17 protein-coding genes are annotated in these 16,188 nt (G+C 60.6%); 9 read left to right on the top strand and 8 right to left on the bottom strand.

Going from position 1 to position 16,188, the window contains the following annotated elements; genetic code table 11:
• The first annotated feature begins 12 nt into the window (after positions 1–12).
• The 5 genes from LOY36_RS02720 (at position 13) to LOY36_RS02740 (ending at position 5,311) form a co-directional block, all read left to right on the top strand.
• Positions 13–927 (top strand): ABC transporter permease subunit, encoded by a 915-nt coding sequence (locus LOY36_RS02720; protein WP_007939055.1) that lies wholly within the window; start codon positions 13–15, stop codon positions 925–927.
• A gap of 3 nt (positions 928–930) precedes the next feature.
• Complete coding sequence (livM, locus tag LOY36_RS02725) at positions 931–2,214, top strand: high-affinity branched-chain amino acid ABC transporter permease LivM (protein WP_258672205.1); 1,284 nt, start codon at positions 931–933, stop codon at positions 2,212–2,214.
• The gene (locus tag LOY36_RS02730) at positions 2,211–3,083 is read left to right on the top strand and encodes an ABC transporter ATP-binding protein (RefSeq protein WP_018928477.1); all 873 of its coding nucleotides are present in this window, start codon (positions 2,211–2,213) and stop codon (positions 3,081–3,083) included. The genes livM and LOY36_RS02730 overlap by 4 nt, the downstream gene beginning before the upstream one ends.
• Positions 3,080–3,796, top strand: a complete 717-nt coding sequence (locus tag LOY36_RS02735) for an ABC transporter ATP-binding protein (protein WP_019650671.1) — start codon at positions 3,080–3,082, stop codon at positions 3,794–3,796. Before LOY36_RS02730 ends, LOY36_RS02735 begins: the two co-directional genes overlap by 4 nt.
• A gap of 744 nt (positions 3,797–4,540) precedes the next feature.
• The gene (locus tag LOY36_RS02740; RefSeq protein ID WP_258672206.1) at positions 4,541–5,311 is read left to right on the top strand and encodes an SDR family oxidoreductase; all 771 of its coding nucleotides are present in this window, start codon (positions 4,541–4,543) and stop codon (positions 5,309–5,311) included.
• A 131-nt stretch (positions 5,312–5,442) separates the two neighbouring features.
• Here LOY36_RS02740 and LOY36_RS02745 read toward each other — a convergent pair whose 3' ends face one another.
• From LOY36_RS02745 to LOY36_RS02775, 7 genes are all read right to left on the bottom strand, one after another.
• Positions 5,443–6,570 carry an AGE family epimerase/isomerase gene (locus LOY36_RS02745; RefSeq protein ID WP_258672207.1) on the bottom strand — a complete coding sequence of 376 codons (1,128 nt, stop codon included), beginning with the start codon at positions 6,568–6,570 and terminating at the stop codon, positions 5,443–5,445.
• Between the two features lie 125 nt (positions 6,571–6,695).
• A complete protein-coding gene (locus LOY36_RS02750; RefSeq protein ID WP_258672209.1) occupies positions 6,696–7,268 on the bottom strand; it encodes a HupE/UreJ family protein in 573 nt (190 codons plus the stop codon).
• 28 nt (positions 7,269–7,296) lie between these two features.
• Positions 7,297–7,911 carry an urease accessory protein UreG gene (ureG, locus tag LOY36_RS02755; RefSeq protein WP_008001031.1) on the bottom strand — a complete coding sequence of 205 codons (615 nt, stop codon included), beginning with the start codon at positions 7,909–7,911 and terminating at the stop codon, positions 7,297–7,299.
• A 23-nt stretch (positions 7,912–7,934) separates the two neighbouring features.
• Positions 7,935–8,609 (bottom strand): urease accessory protein UreF, encoded by a 675-nt coding sequence (locus LOY36_RS02760; RefSeq protein ID WP_258672210.1) that lies wholly within the window; start codon positions 8,607–8,609, stop codon positions 7,935–7,937.
• Complete coding sequence (gene ureE, locus LOY36_RS02765; RefSeq protein ID WP_258672212.1) at positions 8,606–9,106, bottom strand: urease accessory protein UreE; 501 nt, start codon at positions 9,104–9,106, stop codon at positions 8,606–8,608. The genes LOY36_RS02760 and ureE overlap by 4 nt, the downstream gene beginning before the upstream one ends.
• Positions 9,107–9,320: 214 nt before the next feature.
• Positions 9,321–9,953: a TetR family transcriptional regulator gene (locus LOY36_RS02770; RefSeq protein ID WP_019650666.1), complete on the bottom strand. Its 633-nt coding sequence runs from the start codon at positions 9,951–9,953 to the stop codon at positions 9,321–9,323.
• 159 nt (positions 9,954–10,112) lie between these two features.
• A complete protein-coding gene (locus tag LOY36_RS02775) occupies positions 10,113–10,631 on the bottom strand; it encodes a hypothetical protein (RefSeq protein WP_086944068.1) in 519 nt (172 codons plus the stop codon).
• A gap of 387 nt (positions 10,632–11,018) precedes the next feature.
• On the opposite strand from LOY36_RS02775, the gene LOY36_RS02780 reads away from it, so the two are divergent.
• Positions 11,019–13,094 (top strand): AsmA family protein, encoded by a 2,076-nt coding sequence (locus tag LOY36_RS02780; protein ID WP_258672214.1) that lies wholly within the window; start codon positions 11,019–11,021, stop codon positions 13,092–13,094.
• 25 nt (positions 13,095–13,119) lie between these two features.
• Here the strand turns inward: LOY36_RS02780 and LOY36_RS02785 are convergent, their stop codons facing one another.
• Positions 13,120–14,064, bottom strand: a complete 945-nt coding sequence (locus LOY36_RS02785; protein ID WP_258672215.1) for a LysR substrate-binding domain-containing protein — start codon at positions 14,062–14,064, stop codon at positions 13,120–13,122.
• Between the two features lie 121 nt (positions 14,065–14,185).
• Between LOY36_RS02785 and LOY36_RS02790 the strand changes: the two genes are divergently transcribed.
• The 3 genes from LOY36_RS02790 (at position 14,186) to LOY36_RS02800 (ending at position 16,129) form a co-directional block, all read left to right on the top strand.
• Positions 14,186–14,824 carry an FMN-dependent NADH-azoreductase gene (locus LOY36_RS02790; protein WP_258672217.1) on the top strand — a complete coding sequence of 213 codons (639 nt, stop codon included), beginning with the start codon at positions 14,186–14,188 and terminating at the stop codon, positions 14,822–14,824.
• Entirely contained in the window at positions 14,825–15,130 is a 306-nt protein-coding gene (locus LOY36_RS02795) for a multidrug efflux SMR transporter (protein ID WP_007903452.1), read from the top strand. It abuts the gene before it with no gap.
• A gap of 108 nt (positions 15,131–15,238) precedes the next feature.
• Positions 15,239–16,129: a triacylglycerol lipase gene (locus LOY36_RS02800; protein ID WP_258672218.1), complete on the top strand. Its 891-nt coding sequence runs from the start codon at positions 15,239–15,241 to the stop codon at positions 16,127–16,129.
• The last annotated feature ends 59 nt before the right edge of the window (positions 16,130–16,188 follow it).

Below are 16,188 nucleotides of genomic sequence, written 5' to 3' on the forward strand. Positions count from 1 at the left end.
TGAGATTGCGTTATGGATGGTATTTTCCTGCAGCAACTGGTCAACGGCCTGACCCTCGGGTCGGTCTATGGCCTGATCGCCATCGGCTACACAATGGTCTATGGCATCATCGGCATGATCAACTTCGCCCATGGCGAGGTTTATATGATCTCTGCGTACCTCGCGGCGATCAGTCTGGCTCTGCTGGCTTACTTCGGTATTGAATCCTTCCCGCTGCTGATGCTCGGCACCCTGGTTTTCACCATCATCGTCACTGCGGTGTATGGCTGGGTCATCGAGCGTGTCGCTTACAAACCGCTGCGCAACTCCACCCGACTGGCACCGCTGATCAGCGCCATCGGTATTTCGCTGATCCTGCAAAACTATGCACAGATCAGTCAGGGCGCCCGTCAACAGGGTGTACCGACACTGCTGACCGGTGCATGGCGAGTTGAAGTCGGGAGCGGCTTCGTTCAACTCACCTACACCAAAATCTTCATTCTGGTTGCCGCATTCGTCGGCATGGGCCTGCTGACCTACGTCATCAAGTACACCAAACTCGGCCGCATGTGCCGCGCCACCCAGCAAGACCGCAAGATGGCTTCGATTCTGGGGATCAACACCGATCGGGTGATTTCCTACGTGTTCATCATCGGTGCAGCGATGGCGGCCCTGGCCGGCGTGCTGATCACCATGAACTACGGCACGTTCGACTTCTACGCAGGCTTCGTCATCGGGATCAAGGCGTTCACCGCGGCGGTGCTCGGCGGGATCGGCTCACTGCCCGGCGCCATGCTGGGAGGGATCATTCTCGGGATCTCCGAGTCGCTGTTCTCGGGGCTGGTCAACTCGGATTACAAAGACGTTTTCAGCTTCTCGCTGCTCGTTCTTGTTCTGGTCTTTCGGCCCCAAGGCCTGCTTGGCCGTCCTCTTGTGTCGAAGGTGTAAGCGATGTCTTCAACCACTAAAAAAACCATTGATATCAAAAAAAGCCTGGTTGACGCGATTCTTGCCGGCCTCATCGCCCTGATTGTGTTCGGCCCGATTGTTGGTGTGGTCCTCGACGGCTACGGCTTCAACCTGCAGCCGACGCGCGTGGCATGGATAGTCGCCATCGTTATGGCTGGCCGCTTTGCCCTGAGCCTGTTCTTGCAAACCCCCAAAGGCCTGAGAATTCTCGAAGGCTTTGAGAGCACCGGTTCCGGGGTTCATGTTCTGGCGCCTGATTACAAATCCCGGTTGCGCTGGGTCGTCCCGCTAGTGGTCGTTGTCGCCGTGGTATTCCCGTTCTTCTCCAACTCTTACCTGTTGGGCGTGGTCATCCTTGGGTTGATCTACGTGCTGCTGGGCCTGGGCCTGAACATCGTGGTCGGCCTGGCCGGCCTGCTCGACCTGGGTTATGTGGCGTTCTATGCCATCGGTGCCTACGGTCTGGCGCTCGGTTACCAATACCTGGGGCTGGGCTTCTGGACTGTGCTGCCTTTGGCGGCGATCACTGCCGGGCTGGCGGGATGCATACTGGGTTTCCCGGTGCTGCGTCTGCACGGCGACTATCTGGCGATCGTGACCCTGGGCTTCGGTGAAATCATCCGGTTGATCCTCAATAACTGGCTGTCCCTGACCGGTGGCCCGAATGGCATGGCGGCGCCGTTGCCGACTTTCTTCGGTCTCGAATTCGGAAAGCGGGCGAAGGACGGCGGAATACCGTTTCATGAGTTCTTCGGCATCGCCTACAACCCGGATGTGAAGTACTACTTCATTTATGCGGTGTTGTTCCTGGTGGTGCTGGCCGTGTTGTACATCAAGCATCGCTTGACCCGCATGCCGGTCGGTCGCGCATGGGAAGCCTTGCGTGAAGACGAAATCGCCTGCCGCTCCATGGGCCTGAATCACGTGCTGGTCAAACTGTCGGCGTTCACCATTGGTGCATCGACAGCGGGTCTGGCCGGTGTGTTCTTCGCGACCTATCAAGGCTTTGTGAACCCGACCTCGTTCACCTTCTTCGAATCGGCATTGATCCTCGCCATCGTGGTACTTGGCGGCATGGGTTCGACCATCGGCGTGGTGATGGCAGCATTCGTGTTGACCGTCGCCCCGGAACTGCTACGCGGCTTCGCTGAATATCGCGTGCTGCTGTTCGGCATCCTGATGGTGTTGATGATGATTTGGCGACCGCGCGGCCTGATCCGGATCAGCCGTACCGGTGTGACCCCGCGTAAAGGAGTAGCGCCATGAGTGAAGTCGTACTCTCGGTCGAGAATCTGATGATGCACTTCGGTGGCATCAAGGCGCTGAGTGACGTCAGCCTGAAGGTCAAGCGCAACTCGATCTTCGCGTTGATCGGCCCCAACGGCGCGGGCAAGACCACTGTGTTCAACTGCTTGACCGGGTTCTACAAAGCGTCCGGCGGGCATATCGAGCTCAACACCCGTGGGGTGAAAACCAACGTCATCAAAATGCTCGGGGAGCCGTTCAAGGCAACCGATTTCGTTTCGCCGAAAAGCTTCATCAGCCGGCTCCACTACAAGATGTTCGGTGGCACGCACCTGATCAACCGTGCCGGTCTGGCGCGGACTTTCCAGAACATTCGTCTGTTCAAGGAAATGTCGGTGCTGGAAAACCTGCTGGTGGCCCAGCACATGTGGGTCAACCGCGGCATGCTGGCCGGCATCCTCAACACCAAGGGTTATCGCAAGGCCGAAAGCGATGCGCTGGACCACGCGTTCTACTGGCTGGAAGTGGTGGACCTGGTGGACTGCGCCAACCGTCTGGCCGGTGAACTGTCCTATGGTCAGCAACGCCGTCTGGAGATCGCCCGGGCCATGTGTACCCGGCCGCAGATCATCTGCCTCGACGAACCGGCCGCCGGCCTCAACCCTCAGGAAACCGAAGCGCTGAGCGCGATGATCCGGCTGCTGCGTGACGAGCATGATCTGACCGTGGTGCTGATCGAACACGACATGGGCATGGTCATGAGCATTTCCGACCACATCGTGGTGCTGGACCACGGCGTTGTCATCGCCGAGGGCGGGCCTGATGCGATCCGACACGATCCGAAAGTGATTGCCGCCTACCTGGGCGCCGACGAAGAGGAACTGGTATGAGTCAACCGATCCTCGAACTGAAAGAGATCGACGTGTTCTACGGACCGATCCAGGCCCTGAAGAAAGTCTCGTTGCACATCAATGAAGGGGAGACCGTCAGCCTGATCGGCTCCAACGGCGCCGGCAAGTCGACTCTGCTGATGTCGATTTTCGGTCAGCCACGGGCGACTGACGGGCAAATCGTCTATCAGGGTGTGGATATCACTCACAAGTCGTCCCACTACATCGCCTCCAACGGTATCGCTCAGTCGCCGGAAGGCCGCCGGGTGTTCCCCGACATGACCGTCGAGGAAAACCTGCTGATGGGCACCATCCCGATCGGTGACAAGTACGCCAAGGAAGATATGCAGCGCATGTTTGAGTTGTTTCCGCGGCTTGAAGAGCGGCGTAACCAGCGGGCCATGACCATGTCTGGCGGCGAGCAGCAAATGCTCGCCATCGCCCGGGCGTTGATGAGTCGACCCAAGCTGTTGCTGCTCGATGAGCCGAGCCTGGGGCTGGCGCCGATTGTGGTGAAACAGATCTTCGCGACCCTGCGGGAACTGGCCAAGACGGGCATGACCATCTTTTTGGTGGAGCAGAACGCCAACCACGCCCTCAAGCTGTCGGACCGGGCGTATGTGATGGTCAACGGCCAGATCCGCCTCAGCGGCACCGGCAAGGAGCTGCTGGTGAACGAGGAGGTGCGTAACGCCTATCTCGGCGGGCACTAAAACAGAAGAGCCTGGAAAACGCCCTGACGAACTCAGGGCGTTTTTTATGCCCGCACAATCCCTACACGAGGCAGTGGTTTGAGGTAAAGGGAAATTGTGGAAAACAATATTCATGACCTCTCAAAGCGCGACATAAAGCCGCTGCAAATTGCTGTTTTGTCACGGTTTTGACTTGTCCCCGTTTGCTGTGGAGCTGGCTGTGAATAACGTGGGAGTAGCTGGCTGTAAGCCTTTGAATACGTGGCTTGCAGAGAGATGATTGTTTTTTGATCAGGTGCTTTTGGCGAGCCTGAAGTGGGCATTGTCAACCTTTTTGTTATGAGCGAACACGGTATGAATCGAGGTGGACAAGCCTGTGGATAAGTCTGTGGTTAAACTCTGGAAAGACTCGGCTGAGGGCCGTGGTTGCTGGCTTGGCGCCATCGTCGCTATGACCACTCGGTCTTGCAAATTGCCCTTGGCTACACAGCGGATGCCTCAGGGTCAAGAAAAAACTTTCAAACCTACCCGCAAAGCCTTGTGGATAGCGGCTTGCAGCTTTTCCACTTGCCCCCGGAAACTGTGGACCGGCCTGTGGATAAGGTGCGTGTACATGGCTGCAAGCCACGGGGCATGGGGTGTTGCCAGCATTGATCATTTTTTGTACGGTTTTTGCCATGGTTGCCGCTGTGGAAAAGGCCGGGCATGCTGCCGGTTGATTTTCTATTCCAAGGGCTGACTGTCAGCCGACGCAAGGAGAACACGATGTCCAACACCCTGTTTATTACCGGCGCGACCTCCGGTTTTGGTGAAGCCTGTGCCCGTCGTTTTGCCGAGGCCGGCTGGAAACTGGTGCTGACAGGTCGTCGTGAAGAGCGCCTCAATGCCCTGTGCGCCGAGTTGTCGAAGCAGACCGAGGTCCATGGCCTGGTGCTCGACGTACGGGACCGCAAGGCCATGGAGGAGGCGATTGCCAACCTGCCGCCGTCCTTCGCCAAGCTGCGCGGGCTGATCAACAACGCCGGCCTGGCCCTCGGTGTGGACCCGGCACCCAAGTGCGATCTCGATGATTGGGACACCATGGTCGACACCAACATCAAAGGCCTGATGTACAGCACCCGCCTGTTGCTGCCGCGTTTGATCGCTCATGGTCGTGGTGCCAGCATCGTCAACCTCGGCTCCATCGCCGGCAACTACCCGTACCCGGGCAGCCACGTGTATGGCGCGAGCAAGGCGTTCGTCAAACAGTTCTCCCTGAACCTGCGCTGCGACCTGCAAGGTACGGGCGTGCGGGTCAGCAACATCGAGCCGGGCCTGTGCGAGAGCGAGTTCTCGCTGGTGCGTTTCGCCGGTGATCAGGAGCGTTACAACGCCACTTACGCCGGTGCCGATCCGATCCAGCCGCAAGACATCGCCGAGACCATTTTCTGGGTGCTCAACGCACCGGCCCACATCAACATCAACAGCCTCGAGCTGATGCCGGTGAGCCAGACCTGGAGCGGGTTTGCCATTGAGCGTAATGGCAGCAAGGCGTAATTGTGGCGAGGGGGCTTGTCGGAACGCCGCACCGCCCCGTTCGGGTGCGAAGCAGCCGCCTGCGATGCAACTGACAGAACACTAGGGCTGCTGCGCGGCCCAACGGGGGCAAGCCCCCTCGCCACAAAAACTCAGCCGAGATACTCGGCCAATCCGCGATAGCAGGTTGCCAAGTGATAAGGCGTGGTCGAAGGCATGTCCTTGCGGCTCACTTCGCCCTGCTCATCGCGACACTCATACCAACCGCCCGCATGCAGGAAGCGCTGCTGCAACGCCTGCAATTGGCATTGCACCGATGCTTCGCTGTCCGGGCGCAAGGTCAGGGCGCGCAGGTATTCGGCCTGAGCCCAGATGCGTTGGGTTGCGTCGCGAGGGCGGTCGTCCAGTTCCAGCATCGCTCGCACGGCACCGGTCTGCTGATCGACACCCCGTTGCTCGGTGAACGCAAACGCGCGCTCGAGCGAGGCGTGCAGTGTCGAGCCGCGCAGCAATGGCGAGGATTGCAGCAGGAAATACCATTCGAACTGATGGCCCGGCTCGAACCAGTTATCCACAGCTCCCAGCGGCTTCTCCATCAACACCGCATGTCCCGGGTCGATGAAACGCTTTTGCATGGCTGTGCATAACTCGATGAGAGCGTTCTGCACAGCCGCGTCTTCGCGCACCGAAAGGGTGGCGAGGAAGGCTTCGGCCAAATGCATCAGAGGGTTCTGCAATGGCCCGGAGTCGAGCGAGGACCAATCACGGTCCAGGCTGGCTTCGTACAGGCCGTCGCCCGTGGCGAAACGCTGCGCCACCACTTCCAGCGCGGCGTTGAGTACCGACTCCACCAGCGGTTCGCGAACCTTGTCCCAATAATGGGCGCAGGCGAACAGGATGAAGGCGTGGGTGTAGAGGTCTTTGCGCTGGTCCAGCGGCGTACCTTGCGGGTCGATGCTGTAGAACCAGCCGCCATGCTCGGCATCGTGGAAATGCCGTTGCAAGGAACGAAACAGCGCCGCCGCGCGCTCTTCAGCCTTGGGCACCTGGCCGATCAGGCTGGAGAACAGGTACAGCTGCCGCGCGCAGGCCATGGCCCGGTAGCGCTGAGGGGGCAGCGGTTTATGCTCGGCATCCAGCGCCTCATAAGGCAACGCCATGTCGGCGTTCCAGCCGGGGCCCTGCCAGAGCGGCACGATCACGTCCTGGAAGTGCTGATGCACTGAGGCGAACAGGGCGGTCAATTCAGGCTGGGAGGCAGAGCGGGAAGCATGCGGCATTGGCTGGCGTCGTCACGGCAGGGTTAATTGCGCGACATGTTAGCAGGCCTTAGAGATGCGGTGTCTGTCAGGCCGCCTTCGCGGGCAAACCGGATCGCGAAGGGGCCAGTTCAGACGCTAGGGAATCAACCCGCCAGCAACCAGGCACCGGTTGCCGCCGACGCTGCACCCGCCAGCCGAACCAACGGTGCCGCGGCCTGAGGCAAGACGCGAACCACCGCATAACCCGCGGCATGCAACGCCGCTGTCGCTGCCACAAACCCTGCGGCATACGCCCAGGGACTGGACATGTCCGGCAATTCCAGACCATGCGCCACGCCATGAAACAGCGCGAACAACGCGGTCGCCGCCACCGCCAGGCTCAACGGCGGACGCACTGCCAACGCCACCGCCAGGCCCAGCGCCAATACCGATGCCGCAATCCCGCTCTCCAGCGCCGGCAGGTTCAGCCCTTCAAAACCCAGCAAGCCGCCGATCAACATGGTGCCCACGAATGTGCACGGCAGGGCCCAGCGCGCAGCGCCTTTCTGCTGCGCCGCCCACAACCCCACGGCAACCATCGCCAGCAAGTGATCGAGGCCGCCGATCGGGTGGCTGATGCCGGCGATCAAGCCGTTGTCGCCATGGCCCGGGTGGGCGAAGGCAATGGCTGGGGTCAGCAGCAGGGCCATGGCGCCCAGAATGCGTTTCAGTGTCATGGATAAGCTTCCTTGTTGATAAGTGTGATCAGGCCGCAGTCAGCAGGCCCTGGCGTTCGATGAAGGCGATGATTTCTTCAAGGCCCTGGCCGGTTTTCTGGTTGCTGAAGACAAACGGCTTGCCGTTGCGCATGCGTTGGGTGTCGCTGTTCATCATTTCCAGAGAGGCGCCTACCAGCGGCGCCAAGTCGATCTTGTTGATCACCAGCAGGTCGGATTTACAGATGCCGGGGCCACCCTTGCGCGGCAGCTTGTCGCCGGCGGAGACATCGATCACGTAAATGGTCAGGTCGGACAGTTCCGGGCTGAAGGTCGCCGAGAGGTTGTCGCCGCCGGACTCCACCAGGATCAGATCCAGCCCCGGAAAGCGACGGTTCAGTTGGTCCACGGCTTCGAGGTTGATCGAGGCGTCTTCGCGGATCGCCGTGTGCGGGCAGCCGCCGGTTTCCACGCCGATGATCCGCTCCGGCGCCAAGGCTTCGTTGCGCACCAGAAAGTCAGCGTCTTCGCGGGTATAGATGTCATTGGTCACGACGGCCAGGTTGTAGCGCTCGCGCAGGGCCAGGCACAGGGCCAGGGTCAAGGCGGTTTTGCCGGAGCCGACCGGGCCGCCGATGCCGACGCGCAGGGGTTGTGTGTTCATGTGATTCTCCAAACTAAAAGGCCCTAGGAACGGAACAGACGGCTGTACTGGCGCTCATGGGCCATGCACGCCAGGGACAGGCCGAAAGCGGCGCTGCCAACGTGTTCGGGATTGATTCGGGTAGCGTCTTGCTGCGCCTGTTGCAGCAACGGCAGCAGTTCGCTGGTCAGGCGTTGTGCGGCTTGCTGGCCCAACGGCAGGGTTTTCATCAACACCGCCAGTTGGTTTTCGAGCCAGCTCCAGAGCCAGGCGGCCAGCGCATCTTGCGGGCTGATGTTCCAGGCGCGAGCCGCCAGCGCCCAGCCGAGAGCCAGGTGCGGTTCGGGGCGTTGCTCGAGAAAGGCACGGGCTGGTGCATCCAGTTCCGGCAATCCGTTGAGCAGTTGCTGCAGCGAATAGCCCATCTGCCGGCTCTCCTGATGCAGCTCGCGGGTTTCGCGGCTGGCGCGATGCTCTTCGCAGCGTTGCAGCAATAGGCCCCAGTTTTCTTCGGCGGCAGCGGTGCAATGGGCGAGCAACAGTGGCGCTTCGAAACGCGCCAGGTTCAACAGCAACTGATCACTGATCCAGCGTCGCGCGCTGTCGGGATCATTGACCCGGCCGTTATCCACCGCCATTTCCAGGCCCTGGGAATAGCTGTAGCCGCCGATCGGCAGCTGCGGGCTGGCCAGGCGCAGCAGCGCCCAGGCCGGGTTCATAAACGCACGCCGAACTGGTGCAGTTTCGGCGGGTAGTTGAAGTCCTCGTCACCGTGGCGCGAGTGGTGATGGCCACCACCGTAGGCACCGTGTTCCGGCTGGAACTGCGCTTCGATGTTCTCGGCCTTGGCGCCAAGCTGTTCGAGCATGGCCTTGAGCACGTAATCGTCGAGCAGGCGCAACCAGCCGTCGCCGACTTGCAGGGCCACGTGTCGATTGCCCAGGTGATAGGCGGCGCGGGTCAGTTCGAACGCATTGGCACAGGTGACGTGCAGCAGTTGTTCGGGGCGAGCGCAGACGCGAACGATGCGCCCGTCTTCGGCTTGCAGGCATTCGCCGTCATACAACGGCGGCTGGCCGCGCTCCAGAAACAAGCCGACGTCCTCACCCTCGGCACTGAAACAGCGCAAGCGACTTTTGCTCCTGGCTTCGAAGGTCAGGTGCAACTCGGCGGCCCAGACGGGTTGAGGGTCGATTCTGCGATGAATCACCAGCATCGGAAGGCTTCCAGCAATGAACAATGTTCAGGCTAGAGCAAGGGGCTTGCCAATCGGGGGGGAGGTAGGAAATGCCTGTCAGAGCGACGGGGGAGGCTCACAATGTTGCAGGACTTTGATTGAAGTTGGTGCGTGACGGGTGTTTACGCACCAATTTGCAGCGCACAAAAAAATCGCAGCCTTCTGCCGAAGGCTGCGATCTTTTTCTAACGGGTTACTCGGTACTGCCGAGTCCCTGCCAATGCTTCAGCCCGATAAAGATAAACCGCAACTGCTGGGTGATTTTCGCCTGTGGTGTCAGGTGCTCGGGCAATGCTTCGGCCGGCGGATCGATGATGTCCGGCAGGGTCGCGAACACGCTTTTGACGATCAGATCGGCCATGACGCTCAGGCCGGCGATGTCCAGATGCTGCAGTTTGGGCATCAGTGACAAATCGGCTGCCAGGTCTGAGCTGATACCTTCGCGCAAGCGACCGATGGCCAGGCGCACTGGTAGCGAGCCACCGTACTGCTCGCGGGCAAGAAACAGGAACTGCGAGCGATTGGCCGTGACCACGTCGAGAAAGATCCGCACCGAGGCATCGATGATACCGCCCATGACGAACTCGTTATGGCGCACCAGGCGGATGGTTTCGCGGAAGGTCTGGCCGACTTCGCACACCAGCGCCAGGCCCAATTCGTCCATGTCGGCGAAGTGCCGGTAGAAACCAGTGGGCACGATCCCGGCGGTTCGCGTCACTTCGCGCAGGCTCAAGCTGCCGAATCCTCGGCCGCTTTCCATCAGGTGGCGGGCAGCGTCCATCAGGGCGTTGCGGGTCTGTTGTTTCTGTTCGGCGCGGGGCAGCATCGCAAGGGTGTTTTCTGGACAGGGACAGCGGCGCACTCTAGCAAATCGGCTTCGCTGGCGTCGAACGGACTGTCGGGGGATCACGCGGGGGAAATGCAGCTTCTATAAAGTCAAAAGCCCAATCCGGGGATTGGGCTTTTTTTCCAGGCCGCCATGGGCTTAGCTCACAGCGCTGTTGCGTTCGATCACACGGTCACCACCACCTTCAGCAAGGGTTTGGCCTTGTGGAGTGCGATCGGTACCGTCAGCGGCCAGGGTTTGACCTTGTGGGGTACGGTCGGCACCGTCAGCAGCCAGGGTTTGGCCTTGTGGAGTGCGGTCAGTACCGTCAGCAGCGAGGGTTTGGCCTTGTGGAGTGCGATCGGTACCGTCAGCAGCCAGGGTTTGGCCTTGTGGGGTACGGTCGGTACCGTCAGCCGCCAGGGTTTGGCCTTGTGGAGTGCGGTCAGTACCGTCAGCGGCCAGGGTTTGGCCCTGTGGAGTGCGATCCGAGCCATCCTGGGTGATCAGGCCTTTTTCTTTCAGGCGCTCGTTACCGTTGGCACCATCGGCAACGGTCTGGCTGAACACCGAGTGGCTGTCTTTGACTTGTGGAGTGGCCTGATCGGCAGCCGGCAGAGCAAAAGCGGTGCTGGCTAACATTGAGAGGGTCAGGCTAAGCAGTAATTCGCGTTTCATGATGGGTTGCTCCTTGGGAGGGCGATAAAGTGGGTACGAGGTCAATGCTACTCTCGATAAGTCGATACAAAAGTTCATAAACGCAATGGTAATAATCAACAGAATTGATTGTTCGGCCGCAGCGCTCTAGAACGGGCGTTTCCGGCGAGCTTTTTTGCACTGAGGTGGGTATTTTCGACCCGCTCTCGCCTCGCAAAAGTGCGGGTGCGGTAACACCGGATGAGGGAGCAGGGTGTCTCCGGCCGATTATTTGAGTGTTAAGTCCCTATTCGGTTAAACCTGCGCGCCATTTCCCAGTCCTAGATTTCATGGCAGGCCGGTTCTGGCCTAACGTTTCATCAGTGCGTCGCTGTCAGGGCGCTCAGTCGTATTCAGGAGCTCTGTGCAATGACGCGCACTCGTAAAATGCTTGCCTGGACCTCCGCCAGCCTCGTTGTGCTGCTGGCCGTCCTGGTGCTGATCATCGCGTTCTTCGATTGGAACCGGATCAAACCGCCCCTTAACGCCAAAGTCTCTGAAGAACTGCATCGTCCGTTCGCCATCAATGGCAACCTCGCGGTGGTCTGGCAGCGCGAGCCCGACGAAGGCGGCTGGCGGGCCTGGGTGCCGTGGCCGCACGTGGTGGCCGAGGACCTGAGCCTGGGCAACCCGGACTGGTCGAAGCAACCGCAGATGGCCTCCCTCAAACGCGTCGAACTGCGCATTTCGCCGCTGGCCTTGCTGACACAGCGGGTGACGATCCCGCGCATCGACCTGACCGAGCCCAATGCCGACCTGCAGCGTCTGGCCGACGGCCGCGCCAACTGGACATTCAAGTTCGACCCCAAGGATCCGAATGCCGAGCCTTCTAACTGGGTGGTGGACATCGGTGCCATCGGCTTCGACAAGGGCCATGTCACGCTCGACGACCAGAGCCTGAAAACCCGCCTCGACTTGCTTATCGATCCGCTGGGCAAACCGATTCCGTTCAGTGACATCGTCGGCGACAAAGCGGCGAAAGCTGCGCTTGAGAAGGGCGGTTCGCCGCAGGATTACGCGTTCGCGTTGAAGGTCAAAGGCCAATACCACGACCAGAATCTCGCCGGCCAAGGCAAGATCGGCGGTCTGCTGGCCTTACAGGATGCCGCCAAGCCGTTCCCGCTTCATGCGCAAATCAAGATTGCCGACACCAGCGTCGAACTGGCCGGTACGCTTACCGATCCATTGAATCTCGGCGCCCTGGATCTGCGCCTGAAACTGGCCGGTGCCAGCCTGGGCAAGCTCTATCCGCTGATCGGCGTGCCCCTGCCGGATACCCCGCCGTACGCCACGGATGGGCATTTGACTGCCAAGTTGCATGAGTCGGGCGGGGCGGTTTACCGCTATGAGGACTTCAACGGCAAGATTGGCGAGAGCGACATCCATGGCAACCTGGCTTATGTCGCGAGCCAACCGCGGCCCAAGCTCAGCGGGGCGGTGGAGTCCAATCAACTGTTGTTTGCCGACCTGGCCCCACTGATCGGCGCCGACTCCAATGCCAAGCAAAAGGCCCGCGGCGGTGAAAGCAAGCAGCCGGCGGACAAGATACTGCCGGTCGAGGAATTCAAGACCGAGCGCTGGCGCGACATGGACGCTGACGTCGAGTTCACTGGCAAGCGCATCGTCCACAGCGAAAAACTGCCGTTCAACGACCTCTACACTCATTTGGTGCTCACCGATGGCGTGCTCAGCCTCGAGCCCCTGCGTTTCGGCGTGGCTGGCGGCAATCTGGATGCGCAGATTCGCCTGAACGGGCGCGCCGAACCATTGGAAGGCCGGGCCAAACTGACCGCGCGCAAGTTCAAGCTCAAACAGTTGTTCCCGTCCATTGAACGGATGAAAACCAGTTTCGGTGAGCTCAATGGCGACGCCGACCTTACCGGTCGTGGCAACTCGGTGGCCAAGCTGCTGGGCACTGCCGACGGCAATTTGAAGATGTTGATCAATGATGGCGCCATCAGTCGCGAGCTGATGGAGCTGGCCGGGCTCAATGTCGGCAACTATGTGGTCGGGAAAATCTTTGGCGACAAGGAAGTGAAGATCAACTGCGCGGCGGCCAATTTCGACATCAAGAGCGGTCTGGCGACCACGCAGTTGTTCGTCTTCGATACCGAGAACGCGATTGTCTACATCGATGGCACTGCGAACATGGCGACCGAGCAACTGGACCTGACCATCAGCCCGGAATCCAAGGGCTGGCGCTTGATTTCGCTGCGTTCGCCACTGTATGTGCGGGGCAAGTTCATCAAGCCGGATGCGGGGGTGAAAGCGGTGCCGCTGATGCTGCGCGGGGCCGGGATGGTGGCGCTGGGGGTGATTGCCGCGCCGGCGGCGGGTTTGCTGGCGCTGATCGCGCCGAGCGCTGGCGAGCCGAATCAATGTGCGCCGTTGCTGGAGCAGATGAAGGCGGGCAAGGCGCCGGTGACGGTCAAGCCCACCCGGTAGATCAAAAGATCGCAGCCAGCGGCAGCTACATTGGAGCGCGTTCCCCTGCAGGAGCTGCCGCTGGCTTCGATCTTGGCAATAGGCCAGACAATCGAGCCTCCTCCTGCAACCACACAAAAAACGCCCGCACCGGCGGATGCCGTTCGCGCCCTGGTACGCACAGTGCGCTATATCCGGCCCCGTCGACCTGAATCTCACCCCGGTAAGGCAGCAATAAGCCGCTGGCCACACTCTCCGACACCAGAATATTGCTCGCCAGCACCAGACCTTGCCCGGCGACGGCGGCTTGCAGGGCGTAATGTTCTTCGTCGTATTCACGCACCGCTGGCTGTCCGGTCAGCCAGGTTTCGCCGGATTGCGCGCACCAGGCTTCCCAGCCGTGGGCATACAGTTTGGAGTTTTGCCACTGCACGCTGATCAGGGTGGGTACCCGACGGGTCGCCAGGGCCACTTGTTCAGGCGAGCCATAAACCCCGAAGGATTCGTCGAACAGGCACAACCCATACAGGTTCGGGTAGTCGTCTTGGCTGTAACGCAGCACCAGATCGACACTGGCGTCCTGATGCAAATCGATGACTTCGCAGTGAGTGTCCAGCCGCACGTTGATGTTCGGGTGCCGGGCATAAAACCGTCCCAGCCGAGGCACCAGCCAGAGGGCGGCGAAAGCGGCGGTGGTGGAGATCGTCAGGCTCGTGCCGCTGCGTTGCGGGCGCAAGGTATCGACGCTTTGCGCCACCTCCAGCAGGGCGCCATGCAGGCTACGGAACAGCCGTTCGCCGCACTCGGTGAGGCGCACCTGCCGGGGCAGTCGTTCGAACAGCGGCACGCCGAGCCAGTTTTCCAGGGAGCGGATCTGGTGGGAAACCGCCGTAGGCGTCACAGACAGCTCTTCGGCGGCAGCCTTGAAACTCAGCAGGCGCGAGGCGGATTCGAAAGCCCGCAGGGCGGTCAATGGCAACGAGGCAAACATTTAAAACTCCATGGATGAAATAGATTCATCCAGACTGATTTTTGCTCATTTGAAGGCAGGCGGCTGTGCGCTTCAAGCTGCAGCCACAAGCCGTTTCAGTTTAGCCCTCAAGGAGATTCAGATGAGCACAATTCTTGCCATTCACGCTAGCCCCCGTGGCGAACGCTCTCATTCGCGGCGGTTGGCCGAGGTGTTTCTTTCAGCCTGGCAGGTCCGTAACCCGCAGTCGCAATTGACCCGCCGTGAAGTCGGCCGGGCGTTGATCCCGGCCGTCAACGAAGCCTTCGTAGCGGCTGCTTTTCATCCGGAGCCTCAAGCGCGACCGCTGTCGATGCAGGCCGACCTGGCACTCAGCGATGAGTTGGTGGGTGAGTTGCTCGGCCATGATCTGCTGGTGATTTCCACGCCGATGTACAACTTCAGCGTGCCCAGCGGCCTCAAGGCCTGGATCGACCAGATTGTGCGGCTCGGGCTGACGTTCAATCACACCCTGGACAACGGCATCGCGCAGTACGAGCCGCTGGTGCGGGGCAAGAAGGCGTTGATCATTACCAGTCGCGGCGGGTTTGGTTTCGGGCCGGGTGGTGAGCTTGAAGCGATGAACCATGCCGACCCGTTGCTGCGCACGGCACTGGGGTTCATCGGCATCACTGACGTCACGGTTGTCGCCGCCGAGGGCGAAGAGTCGGCCGAGCGCACCTTCCAGGTATCCGTGGCCGAGGCCGAACAGCGCTTGCTGGCGCTGGCCAGGGCGTTCTAGATGGCCTGGCTGTTCTTGCTGATCGCCGCCGGGTTTGAAGTCACCTTCGCCATGGGCATGAAGTACGCCGAAGGTTTTACCCGGCTCTGGCCTTCGGTGATCACCGTGGTGGCCGCGGTGGGCGGGATTTACTTCCTGACCCTGGCCATGCGCGAATTGCCGGTGAGCATCGCCTACCCGATCTGGACCGCTATCGGTTCACTGGGCACGGTGTTTCTTGGCTTTGCGCTACTGGGCGAAAGCCTGACGGCGCTCAAGCTGGTGTCGGTCGGGCTGATTGTGGCGGGCGTGGTGGGGTTGAAGTAGGGTGGATGTCATAGACTGGTCGTCGAGTTGTCATCTTGGGTGGCGATGCTTGGCTGAGGCCTTGCATCCAGCCTTGCTTCATCTCACCGACCACAAGGATGTTCATCCATGTCGCAAGGCTCCGCCACGCGTTACCCGTTGGTGCTGGTTCCGGGGATGCTCGGGTTTATCCGTCTGCTGCTCTATCCGTACTGGTTCGGGATCATTTCGGCATTACGCCGGGACGGGGCGACTGTGATCGCGGTGCAGGTCTCGCCGCTCAATTCAACCGAGGTGCGCGGTGAGCAATTGCTGGCGCGGATCGAGGAAATTTTGCGCGACACCGGGGCCGAGAAGGTCAACCTGATCGGCCATAGCCAGGGCTCGCTCACCGCTCGTTACGCTGCCGCAAAACGCCCGGACCAGGTGGCGTCGGTGACCTCGGTGGCCGGGCCCAATCACGGTTCGGAGTTGGTGGACTACCTGCACGATCACTATCCGGCCAACAGCGCCAGGGGCCGACTGCTCAGCTTTCTACTGTGGCTGATCAGCGCGTTGATGTGCCTGCTGGAAACCGGTTATCGCGGGCCGCGACTGCCGGTGGATATCCCGGCTTCGCATCAATCGCTGACCACGGCCGGCGTGGCGCTGTTCAATCAGCGTTATCCACAGGGGCTGCCTGACACCTGGGGTGGGCATGGTCCGGAAGTGGTCAATGGCGTGCGCTATTACTCCTGGTCCGGGACTTTGCAGCCGGGCAAGACCGATCGCGGGTGCAACCTGTTCGACGGCACTAACCGCAGTTGCCGGTTGTTTGCCAGAACCTTCGTGCGTGAAGCGGGGCATTGCGACGGGATGGTCGGGCGCTACAGCTCGCATCTCGGGACGGTGATTGGCGACCAATACCCAATGGATCACTTCGATATCGTCAACCAATCCCTGGGGCTGGTGGGCAAAGGGGCGGAGCCGGTGCGGTTGTTTGTCGAGCATGCCGCGCGGTTGAAGGCGGCAGGCGTTTAACCCCTGTGGCGAGGGAGCTTGCTCCCGTTGGGCGGCGAAGCAGCCCCCAGAATGCGACC

Source organism: Pseudomonas sp. B21-019, assembly GCF_024749225.1.
GTDB lineage: Bacteria > Pseudomonadota > Gammaproteobacteria > Pseudomonadales > Pseudomonadaceae > Aquipseudomonas.

Bases quoted from the DNA above. Each gene is read 5' to 3' on its own strand.
- ureG (WP_008001031.1), bottom strand. From the start codon at position 7,911: ATGAACACACAACCCCTGCGCGTCGGCATCGGCGGCCCGGTCGGCTCC.
- LOY36_RS02720 (WP_007939055.1), top strand. From the start codon at position 13: ATGGATGGTATTTTCCTGCAGCAACTGGTCAACGGCCTGACCCTCGGG.
- LOY36_RS02745 (WP_258672207.1), bottom strand. From the start codon at position 6,570: ATGCCGCATGCTTCCCGCTCTGCCTCCCAGCCTGAATTGACCGCCCTG.
- LOY36_RS02780 (WP_258672214.1), top strand. From the start codon at position 11,019: ATGACGCGCACTCGTAAAATGCTTGCCTGGACCTCCGCCAGCCTCGTT.
- LOY36_RS02775 (WP_086944068.1), bottom strand. From the start codon at position 10,631: ATGAAACGCGAATTACTGCTTAGCCTGACCCTCTCAATGTTAGCCAGC.
- LOY36_RS02790 (WP_258672217.1), top strand. From the start codon at position 14,186: ATGAGCACAATTCTTGCCATTCACGCTAGCCCCCGTGGCGAACGCTCT.
- LOY36_RS02770 (WP_019650666.1), bottom strand. From the start codon at position 9,953: ATGCTGCCCCGCGCCGAACAGAAACAACAGACCCGCAACGCCCTGATG.
- LOY36_RS02735 (WP_019650671.1), top strand. From the start codon at position 3,080: ATGAGTCAACCGATCCTCGAACTGAAAGAGATCGACGTGTTCTACGGA.
- LOY36_RS02750 (WP_258672209.1), bottom strand. From the start codon at position 7,268: ATGACACTGAAACGCATTCTGGGCGCCATGGCCCTGCTGCTGACCCCA.
- LOY36_RS02785 (WP_258672215.1), bottom strand. From the start codon at position 14,064: ATGTTTGCCTCGTTGCCATTGACCGCCCTGCGGGCTTTCGAATCCGCC.
- LOY36_RS02740 (WP_258672206.1), top strand. From the start codon at position 4,541: ATGTCCAACACCCTGTTTATTACCGGCGCGACCTCCGGTTTTGGTGAA.
- LOY36_RS02730 (WP_018928477.1), top strand. From the start codon at position 2,211: ATGAGTGAAGTCGTACTCTCGGTCGAGAATCTGATGATGCACTTCGGT.
- LOY36_RS02795 (WP_007903452.1), top strand. From the start codon at position 14,825: ATGGCCTGGCTGTTCTTGCTGATCGCCGCCGGGTTTGAAGTCACCTTC.
- LOY36_RS02760 (WP_258672210.1), bottom strand. From the start codon at position 8,609: ATGAACCCGGCCTGGGCGCTGCTGCGCCTGGCCAGCCCGCAGCTGCCG.
- livM (WP_258672205.1), top strand. From the start codon at position 931: ATGTCTTCAACCACTAAAAAAACCATTGATATCAAAAAAAGCCTGGTT.
- ureE (WP_258672212.1), bottom strand. From the start codon at position 9,106: ATGCTGGTGATTCATCGCAGAATCGACCCTCAACCCGTCTGGGCCGCC.
- LOY36_RS02800 (WP_258672218.1), top strand. From the start codon at position 15,239: ATGTCGCAAGGCTCCGCCACGCGTTACCCGTTGGTGCTGGTTCCGGGG.